The 20,618-nt window shown below is 69.6% G+C and carries 21 protein-coding genes; 13 read left to right on the forward strand and 8 right to left on the reverse strand.

What is annotated here, in order from left to right; genetic code table 11:
• Positions 1 to 36: 36 nt before the first annotated feature.
• The 6 genes from pip to NNI01S_RS04615 form a co-directional block, all read right to left on the reverse strand.
• On the reverse strand, positions 37 to 1,020 hold the full coding sequence (gene pip / locus NNI01S_RS04590; RefSeq protein ID WP_063017801.1) for a prolyl aminopeptidase: 984 nt from the start codon (positions 1,018 to 1,020) through the stop codon (positions 37 to 39).
• 93 nt (positions 1,021 to 1,113) lie between these two features.
• Positions 1,114 to 2,088 carry a COX15/CtaA family protein gene (locus NNI01S_RS04595; protein ID WP_063017803.1) on the reverse strand — a complete coding sequence of 325 codons (975 nt, stop codon included), beginning with the start codon at positions 2,086 to 2,088 and terminating at the stop codon, positions 1,114 to 1,116.
• Positions 2,089 to 2,154: 66 nt separating this feature from the next.
• A complete protein-coding gene (locus tag NNI01S_RS04600; protein WP_063017805.1) occupies positions 2,155 to 2,946 on the reverse strand; it encodes an ABC transporter permease in 792 nt (263 codons plus the stop codon).
• A complete protein-coding gene (locus tag NNI01S_RS04605; RefSeq protein WP_063017807.1) occupies positions 2,943 to 3,875 on the reverse strand; it encodes an ABC transporter ATP-binding protein in 933 nt (310 codons plus the stop codon). Before NNI01S_RS04605 ends, NNI01S_RS04600 begins: the two co-directional genes overlap by 4 nt.
• Positions 3,876 to 3,948: 73 nt before the next feature.
• Positions 3,949 to 5,658, reverse strand: a complete 1,710-nt coding sequence (gene mptB / locus NNI01S_RS04610; protein ID WP_435824999.1) for a polyprenol phosphomannose-dependent alpha 1,6 mannosyltransferase MptB — start codon at positions 5,656 to 5,658, stop codon at positions 3,949 to 3,951.
• 20 nt (positions 5,659 to 5,678) lie between these two features.
• Positions 5,679 to 6,413, reverse strand: a complete 735-nt coding sequence (locus NNI01S_RS04615; protein WP_063017811.1) for a TetR/AcrR family transcriptional regulator — start codon at positions 6,411 to 6,413, stop codon at positions 5,679 to 5,681.
• Positions 6,414 to 6,480: 67 nt separating this feature from the next.
• Here NNI01S_RS04615 and NNI01S_RS04620 point away from each other — a divergent pair, with 67 nt between their 5' ends.
• The 11 genes from NNI01S_RS04620 (at position 6,481) to NNI01S_RS04670 (ending at position 16,617) form a co-directional block, all read left to right on the forward strand.
• The gene (locus NNI01S_RS04620; RefSeq protein WP_063017813.1) at positions 6,481 to 7,341 is read left to right on the forward strand and encodes an NmrA family NAD(P)-binding protein; all 861 of its coding nucleotides are present in this window, start codon (positions 6,481 to 6,483) and stop codon (positions 7,339 to 7,341) included.
• Between the two features lie 169 nt (positions 7,342 to 7,510).
• Complete coding sequence (locus NNI01S_RS04625) at positions 7,511 to 8,188, forward strand: TetR/AcrR family transcriptional regulator (RefSeq protein WP_063017815.1); 678 nt, start codon at positions 7,511 to 7,513, stop codon at positions 8,186 to 8,188.
• Positions 8,189 to 8,219: 31 nt separating this feature from the next.
• Positions 8,220 to 9,239, forward strand: coding sequence for a zinc-dependent alcohol dehydrogenase (locus NNI01S_RS04630; RefSeq protein ID WP_063017817.1), 1,020 nt, complete (start codon positions 8,220 to 8,222; stop codon positions 9,237 to 9,239).
• 294 nt (positions 9,240 to 9,533) lie between these two features.
• On the forward strand, positions 9,534 to 10,343 hold the full coding sequence (locus NNI01S_RS04635) for a helix-turn-helix transcriptional regulator (protein ID WP_245675971.1): 810 nt from the start codon (positions 9,534 to 9,536) through the stop codon (positions 10,341 to 10,343).
• Positions 10,340 to 11,776, forward strand: coding sequence for a Fe-S cluster assembly protein SufB (gene sufB, locus NNI01S_RS04640; RefSeq protein WP_043727016.1), 1,437 nt, complete (start codon positions 10,340 to 10,342; stop codon positions 11,774 to 11,776). Before NNI01S_RS04635 ends, sufB begins: the two co-directional genes overlap by 4 nt.
• A complete protein-coding gene (sufD, locus tag NNI01S_RS04645) occupies positions 11,776 to 12,954 on the forward strand; it encodes a Fe-S cluster assembly protein SufD (RefSeq protein ID WP_063017819.1) in 1,179 nt (392 codons plus the stop codon). The genes sufB and sufD overlap by 1 nt, the downstream gene beginning before the upstream one ends.
• 31 nt (positions 12,955 to 12,985) lie before the next feature.
• On the forward strand, positions 12,986 to 13,762 hold the full coding sequence (gene sufC / locus NNI01S_RS04650) for a Fe-S cluster assembly ATPase SufC (RefSeq protein WP_063017821.1): 777 nt from the start codon (positions 12,986 to 12,988) through the stop codon (positions 13,760 to 13,762).
• 1 nt (position 13,763) lies between these two features.
• On the forward strand, positions 13,764 to 15,017 hold the full coding sequence (locus NNI01S_RS04655) for a cysteine desulfurase (RefSeq protein ID WP_063017823.1): 1,254 nt from the start codon (positions 13,764 to 13,766) through the stop codon (positions 15,015 to 15,017).
• Positions 15,018 to 15,020: 3 nt separating this feature from the next.
• Positions 15,021 to 15,488, forward strand: a complete 468-nt coding sequence (gene sufU / locus NNI01S_RS04660; protein ID WP_063017825.1) for a Fe-S cluster assembly sulfur transfer protein SufU — start codon at positions 15,021 to 15,023, stop codon at positions 15,486 to 15,488.
• Between the two features lie 72 nt (positions 15,489 to 15,560).
• Positions 15,561 to 15,899 (forward strand): metal-sulfur cluster assembly factor, encoded by a 339-nt coding sequence (locus NNI01S_RS04665; protein ID WP_084488584.1) that lies wholly within the window; start codon positions 15,561 to 15,563, stop codon positions 15,897 to 15,899.
• A gap of 289 nt (positions 15,900 to 16,188) precedes the next feature.
• On the forward strand, positions 16,189 to 16,617 hold the full coding sequence (locus NNI01S_RS04670) for a DUF4189 domain-containing protein (RefSeq protein ID WP_063017829.1): 429 nt from the start codon (positions 16,189 to 16,191) through the stop codon (positions 16,615 to 16,617).
• A 114-nt stretch (positions 16,618 to 16,731) separates the two neighbouring features.
• Here the strand turns inward: NNI01S_RS04670 and NNI01S_RS04675 are convergent, their stop codons facing one another.
• Positions 16,732 to 17,316, reverse strand: a complete 585-nt coding sequence (locus NNI01S_RS04675; RefSeq protein WP_063017831.1) for a hemerythrin domain-containing protein — start codon at positions 17,314 to 17,316, stop codon at positions 16,732 to 16,734.
• A 212-nt stretch (positions 17,317 to 17,528) separates the two neighbouring features.
• Between NNI01S_RS04675 and NNI01S_RS04680 the strand changes: the two genes are divergently transcribed.
• Both NNI01S_RS04680 and NNI01S_RS04685 read left to right on the forward strand, forming a co-directional pair.
• Positions 17,529 to 18,857 (forward strand): NAD(P)/FAD-dependent oxidoreductase, encoded by a 1,329-nt coding sequence (locus tag NNI01S_RS04680; RefSeq protein ID WP_063017833.1) that lies wholly within the window; start codon positions 17,529 to 17,531, stop codon positions 18,855 to 18,857.
• Positions 18,858 to 18,968: 111 nt separating this feature from the next.
• On the forward strand, positions 18,969 to 19,589 hold the full coding sequence (locus tag NNI01S_RS04685) for a hypothetical protein (protein ID WP_157114596.1): 621 nt from the start codon (positions 18,969 to 18,971) through the stop codon (positions 19,587 to 19,589).
• 27 nt (positions 19,590 to 19,616) lie between these two features.
• On the opposite strand, the gene ku is transcribed toward NNI01S_RS04685, so the two are convergent.
• The gene (ku, locus tag NNI01S_RS04690) at positions 19,617 to 20,615 is read right to left on the reverse strand and encodes a non-homologous end joining protein Ku (protein ID WP_063017835.1); all 999 of its coding nucleotides are present in this window, start codon (positions 20,613 to 20,615) and stop codon (positions 19,617 to 19,619) included.
• Between the last annotated feature and the right edge of the window lie 3 nt (positions 20,616 to 20,618).

Consider the following 20,618-nt stretch of genomic DNA (forward strand, 5'->3'; position numbering starts at 1 on the left):
TCACCAGGCAGGCTGCACGGCCCGAGCCGGATCGGGTTATCGAGCGAAGCGGGCCACCGCCCGTCGGACGGCGGCGCCCATGGCCGAGCTTCCGGTATGCCCGGCATCGTCGATGACCTGCAACTCCGCGTCGGGCCATGCCTGGGCCAGCTGCCAGGCCGTGTACAGCGGGGCGCTCAGGTCGAGTCTGCCGTGGATCAGCACGCCGGGAATGCCCGTCAGCCGGTGCACGTCGCGCAGCAGCTGCCCGTCCTCCAGCCAGGCGGCGTTGGCGAAGTAATGCGCGCAGATCCGGACGAAGGCCATCCGCGCGGCGTCCGGCTCCGCGCTGTACTGTCCTGGGCTGCCGAGGTTTTCGTGCGCGATCACGGCGTCCTCCCACGCGCACCACCGCCGCGCCGCCGCCTCTCGGGTCGGCGCGTCGGGGCTTTCCATCAGCCTGCGGTACGCGTCGACGAGATTCCCGTGGCGGTCGGCGAGCGGGACGCCGGTGCGGAAGGTCTCCCACTGCTCGGGCAGCAGGCGGGCGACGTCGCGGTAGAGCCAGTCGATCTCCTCCTGCCGGGTCATCGTCACCCCTGCCAGCACGATCTCGCTGACCCGCAACGGGTAGCGCTGCGCGTAGGCGAGGATCAGCGTCGAGCCCCAGGAACCACCGAACAGCAGCCACCGGTCGATCCCGAGGTGTTCGCGCAGCTGTTCCATGTCCGCGATGAGGTGCCGGGTGGTGTTGTGCGTGAGGTCGACCGCAGGGTCGGAGGCGTGCGGCAGACTCTCGCCGCACCCGCGCTGGTCGAACAGGACGATCAGGTAGACCGCCGGGTCGAATGTCTTGCGCGCTCCGCGTCCTCCTCCTCCGCCGGGCCCTCCGTGCACGACCAACGCCGGTTTGCCGTAAGGGTTACCGCTGGTCTCCCAGTAGATCCGCTGACCGTCGCCGACGTCGAGCAATCCGTGGGCATACGGCTCGATATCGGGAAAAGGCTGCGGCGCATCGGATTGCGAGTCGGGCGTGGACACGATCGACCACGCTACCGTCGAGCGCGGCTCACCGCCCGGCGTCGCGGAATCGCCGCCGGGAACTTCGCAAGGGCGTACGTCGCGCGAACTCGCTCAGGCGGCCTGCGCGGCAGGGTCCGGCTTCGGCGCGGCCACCCGTTCCCGGGTGCGCAGCGAAGCCCACAGCGCGGCGGTCGCGGCGGTGCACGCCGCGGCACCGCCCACGTGCACGACGACCAGTGCCGCGGGGACGTCGGTGAAGTACTGCACGACGCCGACCAGCGCCTGCGCGCAGACCAGCCCGAGCAGCGCGAACAGGCGGGTGCGCACGGCGGGCGTGATACCGACCGCGAACAGGCCGAACGCCAAGCCGATCAGCAGTGCGAGGTAGCCGACCAGCAACTGCGAGTGCAGATGCACCAGGGTGACGATCTCGACCTGCAGGCGCTCGACCGGACGGTCGATGCTCTTGTCGCCCGCATGCGGACCGGCGGCGGTCACCAAGGTGCCCGCGACCAGGACCGCGCCGAGCGCGATCCCGGCGAGCACGGTGAGCCAGCGCAGCGGCGCGGGGGCCTGGACGGTGTCGACGCCGTCGTCGGGTTCGCCGATCTTCGCGTACAGCACCACCGCTAGCCACACCATCACCATCGACGCGAGCAGGTGCGTCGACACGGTCCACCACAGCAGTCCGGTACGCACCGTGATACCGCCGATGACCGCCTGCACGACGGTGCCGCCGGGCATCAGCCACGCGTACACCAGCACCTCGCGGCGACGGCGCGCCTTGGTCACCGCCAGCACGATCGCCGCGGCGCACAGCGTGACCACGAAGGTGAGCAGCCGGTTGGAGAACTCGACCGCCTGATGAAGGGCCGGGACCTCCGACACCGCCACCGGGGTGAAGCTGCCGGGGAAGCACTGCGGCCAGGTGGGGCAGCCGAGCCCGGACGCCGTGACGCGCACGACCGCCCCGGTCACCGAGATCCCGGCCTGGGACAGGATGACCGCGAGCGCGATCAGGCGCTGCGCCCGCAGCGAGGGCAGTGGAAGCTTGTCGACGAGTCGCAAGAACGCGCGATACAGCACGTCGGAAATGGTAGCCGGGCCGGATCCGGCGGCTGCACCCGGTCTACTACATTTCGTCGTTGAGGCTCAGTGGAAGCGGAACAGACGAGTGGCCGCGACGCCCGACACCACGCCCCACACCGCGAGAACGGCGATCCCGAACCAGTCGACGCCGGTGTGCAGCGCGTTCTCCAGCGCTTCCGCCAGCGCCCCCGAGGGCACCAGGCGGGCGAGCACGCTGACCGCCGTGGGCAGGTCGTCGGCGGCGAACACGATGCTGGCCACGCCGAGCATGACGAACCACAGGATGTTCGCCAGCGCCAGCACCACCTCGGCTTTCAGTGTGCCGCCGAGCAGCAGGCCCATCGCCGCGAACGTGGCGGTGCCCAGCGCGATCACCGCGGCGCCCAGCAGCAGCCCGAGGGGTTCGGGCCGCCAGCCCAGCGTGAAGCCGATGAGACCGAGCAGGACGGCCTGCAGCACCACCACGATGAGCACGGCCGCGCTCCTGCCCGCGATGACGCCCCAGCGCGGCAGCGCCGTGGCACCGAGCCGTTTGAGCGCGCCGTAGCGCCGGTCGAAGCCGACCGCGATGGCCTGGCCGGTGAACGCGGTGGACATGACGGCCACCATCATCACCGCGGGCACGATCTTGTCCACCCGGTGCGTGCCGAGATCGCCGAACGGCAGCAGACTCAGGCCGACCAGCAGGGTGATCGGGATGAACATGGTCAGCAGCAGTTGTTCGCCGTTGCGCAGCAACAGGATCAGCTCGAGCCTGGTCTGCGCGAGCAGCATCGCGGCGCGGGTGCTCGGGCGCGGGCCGGGCGTGAAGGTGCCCGCCGCGAAGCGGTTGGCGGTCCGGTCGTGCTCGCTCATCCGCGCAGGTCCCGTCCGGTCAGTTCGAGGAAGACGTCTTCGAGGCGGCGCTGATCGATCCGGATGTCGGTGGCCAGCACGTTCATTCGCGCGCACCACGCGGTGACGGTCGCGAGCACTTGCGGATTGATCTCGCCCTCCACCAGATAGGTGCCGGGAGTGGTCTCCCGGGGTGCGAACCCTTCGGGCAGGGCGTTGGCCAGCAGTTCCAAGTTCAGTTTGGGCGGCGCGCAGAACCGCAGCTGCCCCGCGGCCCCGTGCGCGGTGACCTCGGCCGGGGTGCCGGAGGCGACGATGCGGCCGTGATCGATGATCACCAGCTGGTCGGCGAGCTGCTCGGCCTCGTCCATCATGTGCGTGGTCAGCACGACGGTCACCCCGTCGCGGCGCAGGGCGTCGATCAGCTCCCAGACGATCAGCCGGGCCTGGGCGTCCAGGCCCGCGGTCGGTTCGTCGAGGAAGACGATCTCCGGCTTGCCCACCAGCGCGCAGGCCAGCGCGAGGCGCTGCTGCTGGCCGCCGGACAGACGGCGGTAGGGGGTGCGGCGGTTGTCCTGCAGACCGAGGGTGCGCAGCAGCCAGTCGGGGTCGAGCGGATCCGCGGAGTAGGCGGCCACCAGATCGAGCATCTCGCCCGCTCGCGCACCGGGATACGCGCCGCCGCCCTGGAGCATGACGCCGATGCGGGGACGCAGCCGTTCGGAGTCGGCGACCGGGTCGAGGCCCAGTACGCGCACCGTGCCCGCGTCCGGCGTCGCGAATCCCTCACACATCTCGACCGTCGTGGTCTTGCCCGCGCCGTTGGGGCCGAGCAGCGCGAGGACCCGCGCCGGTTCCACCTCGAACGTCAGGCCGTCCACGGCCGTGGTCTCGCCGTATCGCTTGACGACGCCGTCCACGCTGACAGCCGGCCCGGAAGCGGTGGTCACGACGTCGCCTCGCCGGCGCTCGATTTCGGCGCACCCGGTGTCGCTGTGTAGATGGCTCCCTCGCCACGCTCGGTCACGATGTCACACCGTAGGAGGTGGGCGCCTGTGACGGAGCCGACACCCCCGTCTGCCCGCGCCAGGGCAGCGAATTGCGCGTGATCACGATGAACAGGACCCCGACGATCACGGTGGCGATCGCGGCGCCCACGATCTGGAACACCTCCAGATCGGCGCCGCGTGGCATCAGGATGACACTCACGATCGCCGAGAACCCCACCGCCGGAACACGGAACACCGGGCGGGTCGCCCAGGCCGCCATCGGCACGATCGCCCACAGCAGATACCAGGGCTGCACCACCGGGAACAGCAGCACGATCGCGCCGAGCGCAACGCCCAGCGCGCCGACCGGATGCAGCCGCCCGGTCCCGGTGGCGACCAGCATCCGGACGGTGAAGAAGCCCGCGACCACCGCCGCGATCGGACGGGTGATGCTCAGCAGTGCGGTGGTGTGATCGCCCAGTCCCAGCAGCACACCGCCGAATCCGGTGATGATGCCCAGCGCGGTCGGCAGCGACATCCAGCTGCGCACCGCGTTCGCGGTGTTCAGGGTGTAGATCCAGCCGAATCCGAGCCCGCTCACCGAACTGATGAACAGCGTCGTGCCGATGGCGATCGCGCCGAGCATCGCGGCCGCGACGGCGACCGAGCGCAGCGAAGCGCCCCACCGCCGCGCCAGCGCCATCCCGACGAACCCGAGCACGATGATCGAGGTGAACTTGATCGTCGACGAGAGCGTGATGATGATCGCCCCGCTGATCAGCCACGCGTAGGCCCGGCCGTCGAACGGGTGGGTGTCCTCGATGGCGCGCAGGCAGAATTCCAGGCCGGCCAGCATCAGCCCCAGCATGAGCGCGTCGTTGTGCACCCCCCCGACCAGATGGAACAGCACCAGCGGGTTGGCCGCGCCGAGCCACAGCGCGCTCACCGCCGCGACCCCGCAGCGCGCCGAGAGCCGGGGCAGCGCCCAGACGATCAACGCGACACCGCCGAGCGCGAGGATCCGGTGCACCCAGACGCCCGCGATGATGTTGTCCCCGGTGATCTCGGCGATGCCCCGGCCGATCCAGAGGAACAGCGGGCCATAGGGCGCGGGGGTGTCGCGCCAGATGGTCGGGACGTTGTTGGTGAGGACGTTGTCGATCCCCAGTCCGGCGACCGGCCCTTCCTGGTAGGGGTCGATGCCGCGCGCGGCGATCTCGCTCTGCGCCAGGTACGAGTAGACATCGTTGCTGAACAGCGGGGGAGCGACGCTGAGCGGGATGAGCCACAGCAACAGCGTGCGGTCCAGCTGCGAGCGGGTCAGCCGGTGGATGGGGGAGCCGCCGATGCCGCCGACCGCGAACCGGCCCAGCAGCAGCCAGGCCAGCACGACGACGACGGTGCCGGTCATGCACATGGCCAGCGAACCGGTGTGGGCGCGGGCGAAGATGCCGAGCACGCGGACGCCGGACGTGGGGTTCTGGTGCACCGGCTGCGCGCCGATGCCCAGCGCGCTGATCGCCATCAGCACCGTTCCGGTCGCGCCCATCAGGCGGATCCGGTCGAGCTGTGCCAGCTCCTTGCGATCGAGACCGGGCACCTCGGACTCGTCGCGGTGCAGCACCGCGATCGTGTGATCGGCCGCGGGCACGTCTAGTCCGAGTGCCCGGCGCCCGAACGCCAGTGTCCTGCGCCGCGCGCCCTCCAGTACCGCCACGCCACGCAGCCTAGTAGGTGCGCGCATCCCGGTCTGTCGTGTCGATGTCAGCCGGGATGGTGCGGGTCGGCGGTGCCGGTGGGGGCCTCGCCGGGGCGTTGCAGCCATTCCGAGAGCAGGGCGCGCTCGGCGTCGGTGAGCATCGGCAGATCGAGTGCGGCGGCGCGTAATGCGGCCGTGGTGGTGTGCGGCGCGGAAAGAGCGGGACCTTCGGTGAGGATCGCGTGGGTCACCGCCTCGTACATCGCCTCGGCGAGCCCCCGGTCACGGTGTTGTGGCGGGACGGACAACAGGGCCAGCGCGGCGCCGGTCCCGGCGGCGTGGACGAGTTCGACGGCGCGGCGTTCGCCGACCCGGAGCCGTCCGGCCGCCGCCACGCGGCGCACTCGCGCGCGCAGCACTTGCAACCCGGCGGCGGCTGCCGGTGAGGCGGTTCCGCGCTGGGGGTCGGTGAGCATCGCGAACACGGCGGGGTTGGTCAAGGCGAAGTCGATGTGCATGTCCCAGCCGGTGCGGAGCTCGGCGACCGGATCTTCCTCCTGGTCCACGAGCGTCTTGCCGGCCACGTAGGTCGCGAAGACGTGTTCGGCGACGGCATCGAGCAAGGCGTCCTTGTCCGCGAAGAACCGGTAGATGGTGGGGGCTTGCATGCCCGCGGCGCTCGCGACCGCACGCGTGGTGACAGCCTGCGGGCCCTGTTCGCGTAACAGCAGCGCCGCCACCTCGACGATGCGCTCCTGGGTCTCGTGCCTACTCGCGCTGCTCGACTTCGACTCTGTCACGCGCCCATTCTACCGGTGCTAATATCGGCGTTGCTAACATTGGAAATATCATTGATAAGGCGATGTGATGATCATTGTCACCGGCGGTACCGGGCTACTCGGTTCCCAGATCGTCGAGCGGCTGCTGGAACGGGTACCGGCCGATCGGGTGGGCGTCAGCGTCCGCGACACCGGCCGGGCCGGTGGGCTGGCCGCCCGCGGAGTGCGGGTGCGGCGCGGCGACTTCACCGATCCGCGATCGTTGGCCGAGGCGTTCGAAGGCGCGACCCAAGTGCTGATCGTCTCGGCCAACGTCGCCGGGGAGGCGGCCGTCGCCGCGCACGTCGCGGCGATCGACGCCGCGCGCGCGGCAGGCGCCGGGCGCATCTTGTACACCAGCCACCAGGCCGCCGCCGCCGACTCGGTGTTCGCGCCCATGCCCGACCACGCCGCGACCGAGCGGTATCTGGCAACGACGGGCACGCCGTTCACCGCGCTGCGCAACGGGTTCTACGCCGCCACCATCCCGCTCCTGCTGGGTCCGGCGCTGGACACCGGTGAACTTCGCGCCCCGGCCGATGGGCCGGTCTCCTGGACCACCCATGCCGACCTCGCCGAAGCGGCGGCGATCATCCTCGCCGACGAGGGCCGGTTCGACGGGCCGACCCCGCCCCTGACCGCGCCGGACGCCCTCGACCTCGACGACATCGCCGCCCTGCTCACCGAAAAGACCGGGCGAACGATCCGCCGCATCGTCGTCGAGGACGCCGAATGGGCTGACTCGTTGGTCGCACAAGGCGTCCCCGAGGACCGGGCCGCCATGCTCGTGGGCATGTTCCGGGCTGCCCGCCGCGGGGAATTCGCCACGACGGCAGGCCATCTCGAGAGTCTGCTCCAGCGTCCAGCCGTACCGGCCCGCTCGGTACTGAAGGCGGCCGTGAACCACTGAGGCCGAGTCCGGCTGGTCCCGGCGGCGCGGCGGGACGAGCCGCGGCGACCGCCGCGCGCGCAATTGCGTTCGCCGTGGCGGGGCCCGGCTCGCGGTGGCGATCCCGCTTCGAGAACGGACCCCGCTCGTTCCGACCGGACCGGCCCCGCGCAGGCGGCACAATCGACGCATGGTTTCGGAGTCCAGGCGGCGAATCGAGGTGGCCGCCTCCGGGCTGCTGGCGCGGCACGGGTATCACGGGTTCGGTCTGAAGGCGTTGAGCGAGGCGGCCGAATTGCCGTACGGCTCGATCTACCACCACTTTCCGGGCGGGAAGGAGGAGATCGCGGTCGCCGCGATCACCGGGACCGGCGTGCTCACCGGCCGGATGATCCGGCAGGTGCCGACCGACGTGTTCGCCACCTTGGCCACGCTGTTCGAATTCATGGTGGGCAAGCTCGCGGACTCGGAATGGACCGACGGGTGCCCGATCGGGACGCCCGCGCTGGACGGCGGCAGTGACGTGGAAACGGTGCGCTCGGCGTGTGTGCGCGCTTTCGACACGATGGAGCAGGCGTTCGCCGGGCTGCTCGCCGAATTGGGGCTCGGCGGGGAGGAGGCGGCGGCGCTGGCCGTTACGGTGGTCGCCGCTTACGAGGGCGCGACGATCCTCGCCCGCATCCGGCAGTCGGACGCTCCGCTGCGCACGGTGGCGAAGTCGATGGAGCGGCTCATCCGGTCGACGTTCGCGGCGGCGGGGATCGGGACCCCCGCCGCCTCGGTGGACGGAGCCGCGACCGACACCGAGCCGGGTGCAGTAGGCGCACCTGGAAAGTCCCCCAGAAAGCAGTCCCCCAGAAAGCCTTGACTAGAAAGAACGTTCTAGCAACACTCGGACGATGAAGCGTCTGATGCTGACCGGTCCCGGCGCGATGCGCTGGGAGGAACACCCGGAACCAGTGCTGAGCGGGACCGGCCAGGCGCTGGTGCGGCCGGTCGCGCTGGCCACCTGTGACATCGACCCGGCTGTGCTGCGCGGCGCATTCCCGCTGCCCGGGCCGTACCCGTTCGGGCACGAGGGCGTGGCCGAAGTGGTCGAGGTCGGACCAGAGGTCAGCGGCGTAGCCGTGGGGGACCTGGTCGTGGTGCCGTTCCAGATTTCCTGCGGCGCTTGCCGGGCCTGCGCGCGTGGGCGGACCGGGAACTGCGCGAGCCATCCCCGGCTGTCCACTTTCGGCCTCGGTCCCATGGGCGGGCTGGAGTGGGGTGGGCTGTGGGCGGACCTGGCGCTGGTGCCGCACGCCGACGCCATGCTGGTGCGGCTGCCCTCCGGCGTCGACCCCGCCGCGGTGGCCAGCGCGAGCGACAACATCCCGGACGCCTACCGCGCAGTCGGACCGCAACTGGCCGACGATCCCGCTGCCGAAGTGCTGGTGATCGGCGGTCCGGCGGCGCCGTCCATCGGTCTCTACGCCGCAGGGCTCGCGGTGGCACTGGGCTCCGCCCGTGTGGTCTATCTCGACGACTCCGTCGAGCGGCTGGGCATCGCGCGATCCTTCGGTGCGGAGGCGATCGAAGGCCCGCGCGACGCGCGGGTGGGGCGTTTCCCGATCGTGGTGGAGGCGGCGGGCGGGGCGAAGGCGCTGCGCGCGGCGATCGGTGCCACGGCCTACGACGGCCGGTGTACGAGCGTCAGCGTCCAATCGCAGGACGTCGCCCTGCCGATCTTGGAGATGTACACACGCTGCTGCACGTTTCACACGGGGCGCGCGCACGTCCGCCCGGTCATTCCCGAGGTGCTCGATCTCGTCGCCGCCGGTCGCTTCGATCCGTCGCTGGTCACCACCGCGACGGCGGCTTGGGACGAGGCGGTGGACGCGCTGCTGGATACGCCGATGAAATTGGTCGCGGTGCGCTGAGCTCCTGTGACGAACGGCACTGCGGGTCGTCGCCGCCCCGGGCCGACCACGCTCCGGATGCGGCGGCGGAGCCGCAGCGGTCCGCGCGCGCACGCCGCGTGGTCCCGATCATCGTTTGCTCTGCGCAGGTCAGCCAGGGCGACGTGCGCGGATCCAGCGCTCCCGGCTGGTGGACGCTTGTCCGGACCGTCACGCGCGCCTGCCCGCCGCACCGGAATCCCCGCAGGTCGATCGGGCCCTTGACTCAGGGCACCCTTATTAGATTTCGGGAACGAATTCCGCCACACTGATGTTGTGAAAACCGTGGGTTTGCGGAGGAACGACGAAGGAGCTGGTCGCCGGGCCGGCGCCGCGTCGTCTGCCGTGCCCGCGGCGGTCGGCGGTGAGGGGCACACCCGAGCGGCCATCGTCCAGCTGTTGCTGGAGGAAGGACCGATCACCGCCACCGCCATCGGCAACAGGCTCGGCCTGGCGCCGGCGGGCGTGCGCAGGCATTTGGACGCCCTGATCGACTCCGGTCAAGCGCGAGCCGGCCGATCGGCGCCCTGGCAGCAGAAAGGCCGGGGCCGCCCGGCCAAGCAGTACCAGCTCACCGCCGCCGGACGAGGCAAGCTCGGCCACGCCTACGACGATCTGGCGGGGGCCGCGATCCGGCAGCTCGGGGAGATCGGCGGCGAACAGGCCATCACCGAGTTCGCCCGCAAACGCGCACGCACTATCGTGGCCGGGATCGAACCGGTCGGCGAGCACACCACGGAACAGACCGAGGCCAAGGCCGAGGAGATCGCCGAGGCGTTCACCGACGCGGGGTTCGCCGCCACCACCCGCAAGGTGGGCGCGGGCGTACAGATCTGCCAGCACCACTGCCCCGTGGCGCATGTCGCCGAGGAGTTCCCGCAGCTGTGCGCGGCGGAGCTCGAGGCGTTCCGGGAGCTGCTCGGCACGCACGTGCAGCGGCTGGCCACGATCGCCAACGGCGACTGCGCGTGCACCACGCACGTGCCGCTGCTCGTGCTGCCCGCCGACCGGACCGCAACTTCAGCACCAACCGCTGCACAGCCCGCAGCGGTACGAACGAACGACTCCGGAAGGAGTGCCGAATGACGACGACCACCGACCAGGTGCAACCGCTCACCCAGGAAGAGGCCATCGCCTCACTGGGTAAATACGGTTACGGCTGGGCCGATTCGGATGTGGCCGGCGCCAGTGCGCAACGAGGTCTGTCCGAGGCGGTTGTCCGCGACATCTCGGCGAAGAAGAACGAGCCGGAATGGATGCTCGAACAGCGGCTGAAGGCCCTGCGCATCTTCGATCGCAAGCCGATGCCGCTGTGGGGTTCCAACCTCGATGGCATCGACTTCGACAACATCAAGTACTTCGTCCGCTCCACCGAGAAGCAGGCCGCGTCCTGGGACGAGCTGCCGGAGGACATCAAGAACACCTACGACAAGCTGGGCATCCCCGAGGCGGAGAAGCAGCGGCTGGTCGCCGGTGTCGCCGCGCAGTACGAGTCCGAGGTCGTGTACCACCAGATCCGCGAGGACCTGGAAGCCCAGGGCGTGATCTTCCTGGACACCGACACCGGTCTCAAAGAGCACCCGGAGATCTTCCAGCAGTACTTCGGTTCGGTGATCCCGGCGGGTGACAACAAGTTCTCCGCGCTGAACACCGCGGTGTGGTCGGGCGGGTCGTTCATCTACGTGCCGCCGGGCGTGCACGTCGACATCCCGCTGCAGGCCTACTTCCGGATCAACACCGAGAACATGGGCCAGTTCGAGCGGACCCTGATCATCGTCGACGAGGGCGCGTACGTGCACTACGTCGAGGGCTGCACCGCGCCGATCTACAAGTCCGACTCGCTGCACTCCGCGGTGGTGGAAATCATCGTGAAGAAGGGCGGGCGCTGCCGCTACACCACCATCCAGAACTGGTCGAACAACGTCTACAACCTGGTCACCAAGCGGGCCAAGGCCGAGGCGGGCGCGACCATGGAGTGGATCGACGGCAACATCGGCTCCAAGGTCACCATGAAGTACCCGGCGGTCTGGATGACCGGCGAGTACGCCAAGGGCGAGGTGCTCTCGGTGGCGTTCGCCGGTGAGGGCCAGCACCAGGACACCGGTGCGAAGATGCTGCACCTCGCGCCGCACACCTCCTCGACCATCGTGTCGAAGTCGGTGGCGCGTGGCGGCGGCCGGGCCTCCTATCGCGGCCTGGTCCAGGTGAACAAGGGCGCGCACGGCTCCAAGTCCACGGTGAAGTGCGACGCGCTGCTGGTCGACACGATCAGCCGCTCGGACACCTACCCCTACGTCGACATCCGCGAGGACGACGTGACCATGGGGCACGAGGCGACCGTCTCGAAGGTCTCCGAGGATCAGCTGTTCTACCTGATGAGCCGCGGTCTCACCGAGGACGAGGCGATGGCGATGGTGGTGCGCGGCTTCGTCGAGCCGATCGCCAAGGAACTGCCCATGGAGTACGCGCTCGAGCTGAACCGCCTGATCGAACTGCAGATGGAAGGAGCCGTCGGCTGATGGCCGTGGAGAACATCGCCGAAGCCGCCGAGGCTCGTACTCCCGCGATCAACAAGGGCGAGGTCTTCACCTCGTTCGATGTCAACGCCTTCGAGGTGCCCTCCGGCAAGGACGAGGCGTGGCGGTTCACGCCGCTGCGCCGCCTGCGCGGACTGCACGACGGCACCGCGGTCCGCGACGGCCGCGCGACCGTCGAGGTGGCCGCGGCCGAGGGCGTGACGGTGGAGACGGTCGACCGCGCCGACTCCCGGCTCGGTGCGGGCGGCGTGCCGTCCGACCGCGTTGCCGCGCAAGCGTACTCGGGATTCGAGCAGGCCACCGTCGTGTCGATCGGCAAGGAGGTCGAGGTCGCCGAACCGGTGACCGTCACGATCACCGGTCCCGGCGAGGGCAAGACCGCCTACGGCCACCTGCAGATCCGGCTGGACCGGTTCGCCAAGGCGACCGTGGTCATCGACCAGCGCGGCAGCGGAACCTACGCGGAGAACGTGGAATTCGTGCTCGGCGATTCGGCCAGGTTGACCGTCGTCGCGGTGCAGGACTGGGCCGACGACGCGGTGCACGCCACCGCGCACCACGCGAAGCTGGGCCGCGACGCCACCCTGCGGCACACCTCGGTCACCCTCGGTGGCGACCTGGTGCGCCTGACCGGCAACGTCCGCTACGACGGCCCCGGTGGCGACGCCGAGCTGCTCGGCCTGTACTTCGCCGACGCGGGCCAGCATTTCGAGCAGCGCCTGCTGGTCGACCACGCGGTGCCGAACTGCAAGTCGAACGTGCTGTACAAGGGTGCGCTGCAAGGCGATCCGCATTCGCCCAAGGGCGACGCCCGTACCGTGTGGGTCGGTGACGTGCTCATCCGCGCCGCCGCCGAGGGCACCGACACCTTCGAGGTGAACCGCAACCTGGTGCTCACCGACGGCGCGCGAGCGGACTCGGTACCGAACCTGGAGATCGAGACCGGCGAGATCGTCGGCGCCGGACACGCGTCCGCGACCGGCAGGTTCGACGACGAGCAGCTGTTCTACCTGCGCGCCCGCGGTATCCCGGAGGACGCCGCCCGGCGGCTGGTGGTGCGCGGCTTCTTCCACGAGATCATCCAGAAGATCGCGGTGCCCGAGGTCCGGGAGCGGCTGGAGGCGGCCATCGAGGCCGAACTCGCCGCCATCGGCGCCTGATCAACGACCCCATACCTGGCAAAGGAATTCGATGACCACCCTGGAAATCAAGGACCTGCACGTCGAGGTCGCCAATCCCGACGAGTCCGGCGAGCCCATCAAGATCCTCAAGGGCGTGAACCTCACGGTGAAGTCCGGTGAGACGCACGCCATCATGGGCCCGAACGGCTCCGGTAAGTCGACGCTGTCCTACGCGATCGCCGGTCACCCGAAGTACACGGTGACCTCCGGCTCGATCACCCTCGACGGCGAGGACGTGCTGGCGATGTCGGTGGACGAGCGCGCGCGTGCGGGCCTGTTCCTCGCCATGCAGTACCCGGTCGAGGTTCCCGGCGTCTCGATGTCGAACTTCCTGCGTACCGCCGCCACCGCCGTGCGCGGCGAGGCCCCCAAGCTGCGGCACTGGGTGAAGGAGGTGAAGGAGTCGATGAGCGAACTGGAGATCGACGCCGCCTTCGCCGATCGCAGCGTGAACGAGGGCTTCTCCGGCGGCGAGAAGAAGCGCCACGAAATTCTCCAGCTGGGTCTGCTCAAGCCGAAGATCGCCATCCTGGACGAGACCGACTCGGGCCTGGACGTCGACGCGCTGCGCATCGTCTCCGAGGGCGTCAACCGCTACAAGGAGCGCGAGGACGGCGGTGTCCTGCTGATCACGCACTACACCCGCATCCTGCGCTACATCCAGCCGGAGTTCGTGCACGTCTTCGTCGGCGGCCGCATCGTCGCCGAGGGCGGCGCGGAGCTCGCCGAGGAACTCGACGCCAACGGCTACGTTCGTTTCACCCAGACTGCTACCGCTGGAGCTTGATATGACCGCTACGGTCCGCACCCTCGACGTCGCCCGCATCCGGGCCGACTTCCCGATCCTGAACCGCACGGTCCGGGACGGGAAACCGTTGGTGTACCTGGACTCCGGCGCGACCGCGCAGCGGCCGATCGAGGTGCTCGAAGCCGAGCGCGACTTCCTGATCACCAGCAACTCGGCGGTGCACCGCGGCGCGCACCAGCTGGCCGAGGAGGCGACCGACGCCTACGAGGGCGCGCGGGCCGACATCGCGCGGTTCGTCGGCGTCGACGCGGGCGAGATCGTGTTCACCAAGAACGCCACCGAGTCGTTGAACCTGGTGACCTATGCGTTCGCCGACGACCGGTTCCCGCACCACGTGGGCCCGGGTGACGAGATCGTCGTCACCGAGCTGGAACACCACGCGAATCTGGTGCCCTGGCAGGAGCTGGCGCGCCGCACCGGCGCCACGCTGAAGTGGTACGGCGTGACCGACGACGGCCGCATCGATCTGGACTCGCTGGAATTGTCGTCCGCCACCAAGGTGGTCGCGTTCACCCACCAGTCCAATGTCACCGGGGCCGTGGCACCGGTCGAGGAGCTGGTCCGCCGGGCGAAGGCGGTGGGCGCGCTGGTCGTGCTCGACGCCTGCCAGTCGGTGCCGCACATGCCGGTCGACTTCCGTGCCCTCGGTGTGGATTTCGCCGCGTTCTCCGGTCACAAGATGCTCGGCCCCTCCGGCGTCGGCGTGCTCTTCGGCCGCCGCGCGCTGCTGGAGGACGTGCCGCCGTTCATCACCGGCGGATCCATGATCGAGACGGTCTTCATGGACCACAGCACCTACGCGCCGCCGCCGCAGCGCTTCGAGGCCGGGGTGCCGATGACCTCGCAGGTGGTCGGATTGGGCGCGGCCGTGCGGTATCTCGAAGAGATCGGCATGGACGCCGTCGCGGCGCACGAGCACACGCTGGTGAGCGCGGCGCTGGAAGGACTGGCCGGGATCGACGGCGTGCGCGTCGTCGGACCCACCGACAACGTCGATCGCGGCGGTGCCGTGGCGTTCGTCGTCGACGGTATCCACGCCCATGACGTCGGGCAGATCCTGGACGACGAGGGCGTCGCCATCCGGGTGGGTCACCACTGCGCGTGGCCGCTGCACCGGCGTTTCGGCGTCGCCGCCACCGCGCGTGCCTCCTTCGCGGTCTACAACACCGTCGCCGAGGTGGACGCGCTGGTCGCCGCGGTGCGGAAGGCACAGAGCTTCTTCGGAGTTGCATAAGACATGCGCATGGAGCAGATGTACCAGGAAGTGATCCTGGACCATTACAAGCACCCGCATCATCGGGGCCTGCGCGAGCCGTTCGGGGCCGAGGTCCACCACGTGAACCCGACCTGCGGTGACGAGGTGACCCTGCGCGTGCAGCTGGACGACAACGGTGACATCGCCGACGTCTCCTACGACGGGCAGGGCTGCTCGATCAGCCAGGCCGCCACGTCGATCCTCACCGACCAGGTCATCGGGCTGCCGGTGCAGCAGGCGCTGAAGGTGGTCGACTCCTACAGTGAGATGATCTCCAGCCGCGGCACCATCGAGGGCGACGAGGACGTGATCGGCGACGGCATCGCCCTGGCGGGTGTCTCGAAGTACCCCGCGCGGGTGAAGTGCGCGCTGCTCGGGTGGATGGCGTTCAAGGACGCCGTCCTCAGGATCGGCCCCGAGCAGCCCGCCGGTGCCGCGGAAGAGAACTGACCGTCCGATGCGAAACGGGGAAGCGTCATGACTGACACACCGGCCACCGATACGACCGAGCAGGCCGCCGAATTGCCCGAGCTGTCCGCGGAGGACATCAAGCTGCTCGAGGACATCGAAGAGGCGATGCGCGACGTCGTCGACCCGGAGCTGGGCATCAATGTCGTCGATCTCGGCCTGGTGTACGGGTTGCGCGTCGAGGAGGAGAACATCGCGGTCCTCGACATGACACTGACCTCGGCCGCCTGCCCGCTGACCGACGTGATCGAGGACCAGTCCCGTAACGCGCTGGTGCGCAGCGGGCTGGTGGAAGACCTGAAGATCAACTGGGTCTGGATGCCGCCGTGGGGTCCGGACAAGATCACCGAGGACGGCCGCGAGCAGCTGCGCGCCCTCGGGTTCACGGTGTAATCGCCAGAACCGGCAGCAGCCGCCGGGTAGCGCCTGAACGACGCGCTCCGGCGGCCGCGTCGTATCTGCGGGGGCCTACCCGCGACGGCAGTACCGTCGTTGTCGGCACGAACGGCCGAACGGACTGGCGTTCCCCGCGCCGACCGGGACGGACGCGCCAGAGAGGCGGACCGCGCCGGGCGTCGGGGTCGCGCACCTGCCCTGGGTGGGAAGTCGCCCCTTTCGACAACGGGCACGAGCCGGACGATGATCTGAGCGCTGAGTCGTTCGGAGACGGGGAGGATCATCAATGTCGGTGCCGCACAAGGCTGCCCTCGGGCTTGCGGCGGTGTCGGCCGCCACCTGCGCCGTGGTCGCCGCTCCCGCGGGTGAAGCGCGAGCGGCGACCTACTATGGCGCTCTCGCCCTCTCGACCAGCACCGGCGCGGTCACTTCGGCGGTGGACTACGCGAACGCCGCCGCCGCCGACACCGCGGCCCGCGCCCAATGCGGAGTCACCGACTGCCGGACGGTCGTGCAGTTCTGGAACGCGTGCGGGTCGGTCGTCCGCGGCGCCGACGGCCGACACGGGTGGGCTTGGGGCCCCACCCGCGCCGAAGCCGAACGCCGGGCCATCGAGACTCTCGGTCCAAGCGCGCCGCCGTTCCCCGATCTCGGCAGCGCCATTCCCCGGCCCGCGCAGGTCCGGTTGACGGCCTGCACGTCGACCGCCGGGTAGCTCAGCGCCGCAACACGTTGGGGCCAGCCAGTTGCCGGAGAACCGGATCCCCTGCACGCCCGCGATGATGAGCAGAAGTAGGGGGCGCCGCCGCTGGTCGGCCGGGGCAGAAGGTCAGGCCGGTGGCGCGGTCGGTGGATAGTGTGAGCGCCTGCCGGTGAACAGGTCGCGGACTTTGTCCACCAGCGCGGACGCCATGCCCAGGGTCTTCAGATAGCCGGGGCTCGACGGCGCGCCGGGATGCGGCCTGGTCGGCGCCATGGCCTTCGCCGCGGCCATCTTGCGTCCCAGCTCGTTCGACGTCTCGGGTGGTATCGCATCCGCGAACGCGGGCCACACCTCGGACTGCTCGAACTCGATGTGGGCTCGCGCGGCGGGAAGGAATTCGGTCAGCGCCCGCTCGAACTCGGGGGTGCCGGCCTGTGAATTCTTCAATTGCTGGAGCAATTTCTTCGCCCGGTCCTCTTGACCGATCGCCCGATCGGCGAGTTCGTCGCCGTCCGGGACCGTCCGCCGGACTTCGGGCCAGAAGAACTGCTCCTCGATCGCCTCGTGCTGCGATTCCGCGATCACCAGGGTGGTCACCAGATCACCGCGCGCGCGGATCTCCGCGTCGCCGCTACCGCGGCCGCGTTCGAGGGACTCGAGAATTCCGAGTACGCCTTCGTGGTCGGTGCGCAGGAATGTCAATGCGTCCACAGCGTTCCTCCTCCTGAGTGCCTGGCCGTGCGGGTCCGCTGGCTGCTGACAGCGCGGGGCTCAGGGGTCGCACTACCACCCCCGCGCCACGCCAAACACCGACGGGACGCCGGTTCGGCGGAGTTCTCGGCCCACGAGCGCGGCCGGCGGCGCGGTTTCGGGCCGATCTGGGCGGGAATCGCGTTCGGAGAGCTGACGACAAGGAGGTCTCCGTGCCGGACGAGAACACTGCGAGCCCGCAGCGGGTCGTAATCGTAGGAAGCGGGTTCGCCGGGTTCACCTGCGCCCAGAAGCTCTGCCGCATCGTGGCCAAGGCGAACCGGGACGTCGAAATCGTGCTCGTAACGCCGAACGACTACATGCTCTATACCCCGCTACTGCCGGACGTGGCGGGTGGACTGATCGACCCCCGGTTCGTCGCCATCTCGCTGGCGGATTCGCTGCCGCGGGTCCGGCTGGTGGTCGCGCATGTCCGGTCGGTGGACCTGGAGAACAAGACCATCACGGTGGCCGGTGAACATCACCCGCCGCGGCAGTTGTCGTGGGATCGGCTGGTGCTCACACCCGGCTCGGTCACCCGGCTGTTCGACATTCCTGGCTTGGCGGAGCACGCGCGCGGGCTCAAGACCGTCGCCGAGGCGCTGTACCTGCGCGAGCAGTTGCTGCGCCAGCTCGAACTCGCCGACGACGAAGAGGACGCCGAGGTACGACGGGCGCGCCGCACCGTGGTCGTCGTGGGGGCGTCCTACGCGGGCACCGAGCTGGTCGCGCAGTTGCGCGCCCTCGCCGACGCCTACGCCGCGCGCCGCGGATTCGATCCCGCCGAAGTGCGTTTCCTTCTGCTCGACACGGCCCCCAGGGTGATGCCCGAAGTCGGCGAGAGGCTCAGCGACAAAGTGCTGAAGGTGCTGCGGAAACGGGGCATCGAAATCCGGTTGCAGACCTCGCTGGAGAAACTCGACGAGAACTCGGTCGTGCTCACCGACGGCACGGTGGTCCCGACGCATACGGTCGCCTGGGTGACGGGCGTGACCGGCGCGCCGGTGCTCGGCACACTCGGCCTGCCGCTGGAGAAGGGCCGCCTGGTCGTCGACGCGAAACTGAATGTGCCCGGTCAGCCGGACGTCTTCGCGGGTGGCGACGCGGCGGCCGTGCCCGACCTCACCAAGCCGGGCCGGATCACGCCGCCCACGGCGCAGCACGCCTCGCGTCAGGGCAAGACACTCGCCAGGAACGTCGCCGCCAGCCTCGGCATCGGCACTGCCGCCGACTACAAGCACCGAGACCTCGGTCTGGTCGTCGACCTCGGGCCCCGCTTCGCCGTCGCCAATCCGATGGGCATCCGCCTCTCCGGCCTGCCCGCCAAAGCGGTGACGCGCGCCTATCACACCTTCGCTGTGCCCAGAGGGGTGAATCGCTGGGCGATCACGCTCTCCTACCTGACCATCGCGGTGACGCCCCGGCCGCTCGCGCTGCTCGGACTGGTCAGTCACGAGGAAGCGAGTTTCGGCAGCAGTGAGGGCATCACCGGGCCTTCGTGAACATCGGGGCCAGCCGCCCGCCGCGCGTCGCCGATTCCGCGCTTCCCGGCCCCGCCGCTGTGCTCGGAGGAAACGCCTGCGCGAGACGTGCACAGCGGAGATGATGCGGAGGTGGACGAGGTGACGTATCGGCGGTCGCGTGCCGGGTTGCACGCGGTCGCGGAGTTGTTGATCGCCGGGCCGCAGTTCCGGGAGTTCGGCACCATCCGGTTGGGGGTCGTGCGGGGAGGCTTCGGGGGCGTGCGGTGGCCGGTCTCGGTAGTCGGGGAGGAGTTGGTCTGGCCGGAAGGGCGGGTCCGGCTGGAGGGGACCTACCGAGAGGTCGCCGGGGCCGCGGGTTTCGAACCGGGGCCGCCGGAGGGGGTCTACGCGGACACCACGGGAGTGGACCCCGACGCGGCGATCGAAGTGAACCCCTCGGCGGCCGGATTGATCGAAGACTGGTTCGCGGTCGGGGACAAGGCGTTGCGCTGCCTGGCTTCGGCTGTGACCCCGGTGCTGTGGCCGGAGCACTTCGATCTGTCGAGCACGATCGACGAGGTGAACTACGGGGTCTCGCCCGGAGACGACGCCCATCCCGGCCCGTACGCCTACATCGGACCGTGGACCCCACGAACCGGCGATTTCTGGAACGCGCCGTTCGGCGCGCTCCGGCCGCGCGGCGCGGTGCACACCGTCGCGGCATTGCTCGAGTTCTTCGAAGAGGGTCGCCGACGCGCGGCAGGAGACTGAACCTGCCCTCGCGGCCCCGCCCGGAAATCAGGCGCCCTTGCGCGCCGGAGCCTTCTTGGCCGCCTTCTTCGCAGGCGTCTTCTTCGCCGTGCTCTTGGCCGCCGTGCTCTTGGCCGCCGTCCCCTTGGACGCGCTGCTCTTCGCCGCGGTGCTCTTGGCGGGCCCGCCCTTGCTCGCCGCGCTCTTGGCGGCGGCCTTCTTCGCGGTCTTCTTCGGCTCGGCGCCGTCGCCGCCCGCGGTCCGGCGTCCGCTCGCCTCCAGACTGCGCTGCAGCGCGGCGACCAGGTCGACCACCTCGGCGTCCATTCCGCTCGGCGCGAGTTCCGGCTGCTCGGGCACCTTGCCGGTGCCGCTGGCGATCGCCTCGTCGAGCAGGCGCTTCAACTCGATCTGGTACTCGTCGGTGAACTGCTCCGGATCGAAGTCGTCGGACATGGCCTCGACGAGCGTCTCGGCCATCTTGATCTCCTGCGGCCGGGGGTCGGCGACACCGTCGAGGGATTCGAAGTCGACGGAACGGACCTCGTCCGGCCACAGCAGCGTCTGGACCACCAGAATGCCCTCGCGCACGCGCAGCGCGGCCAGCCGGGTCTTCTGCCGCAGCGTGAAATACACCAGGGCGGTGCGTTCGATCTTCTCCAGCGTCCGTGCCAGCAGGACATAGGCCTTCGGCGTGCTGGAGTCCGGCTCCAGGTAGTAGCTCTTCTCGAACAGGATCGGGTCGATCTGTTCGGACGGCACGAACTGCAGCACCGGAATCTCGTGTTTCTCGGCCACCGGCAGTTTCGCGAAGTCCTCGTCACTCAGGACGATCTTGTCGCCGTCCGGGGACTCGTAGGCCTTGTCGATCTCGGTGTACTGGACGGATTCACCGCACACGGTGCAGACGCGCTCGTATTTGATCCGGCCTCCATCCTTGGCGTGCACCTGATGGAATCGGATGTCGTGGTCCTCGGTGGCGGTATACACCTTCACCGGAACGTTCACCAGCCCGAATGCGATCGAGCCCTTCCAGATCGATCTCATACA

This window comes from Nocardia niwae NBRC 108934 = DSM 45340 (assembly GCF_001613465.1).
Lineage (GTDB): Bacteria > Actinomycetota > Actinomycetes > Mycobacteriales > Mycobacteriaceae > Nocardia > Nocardia niwae.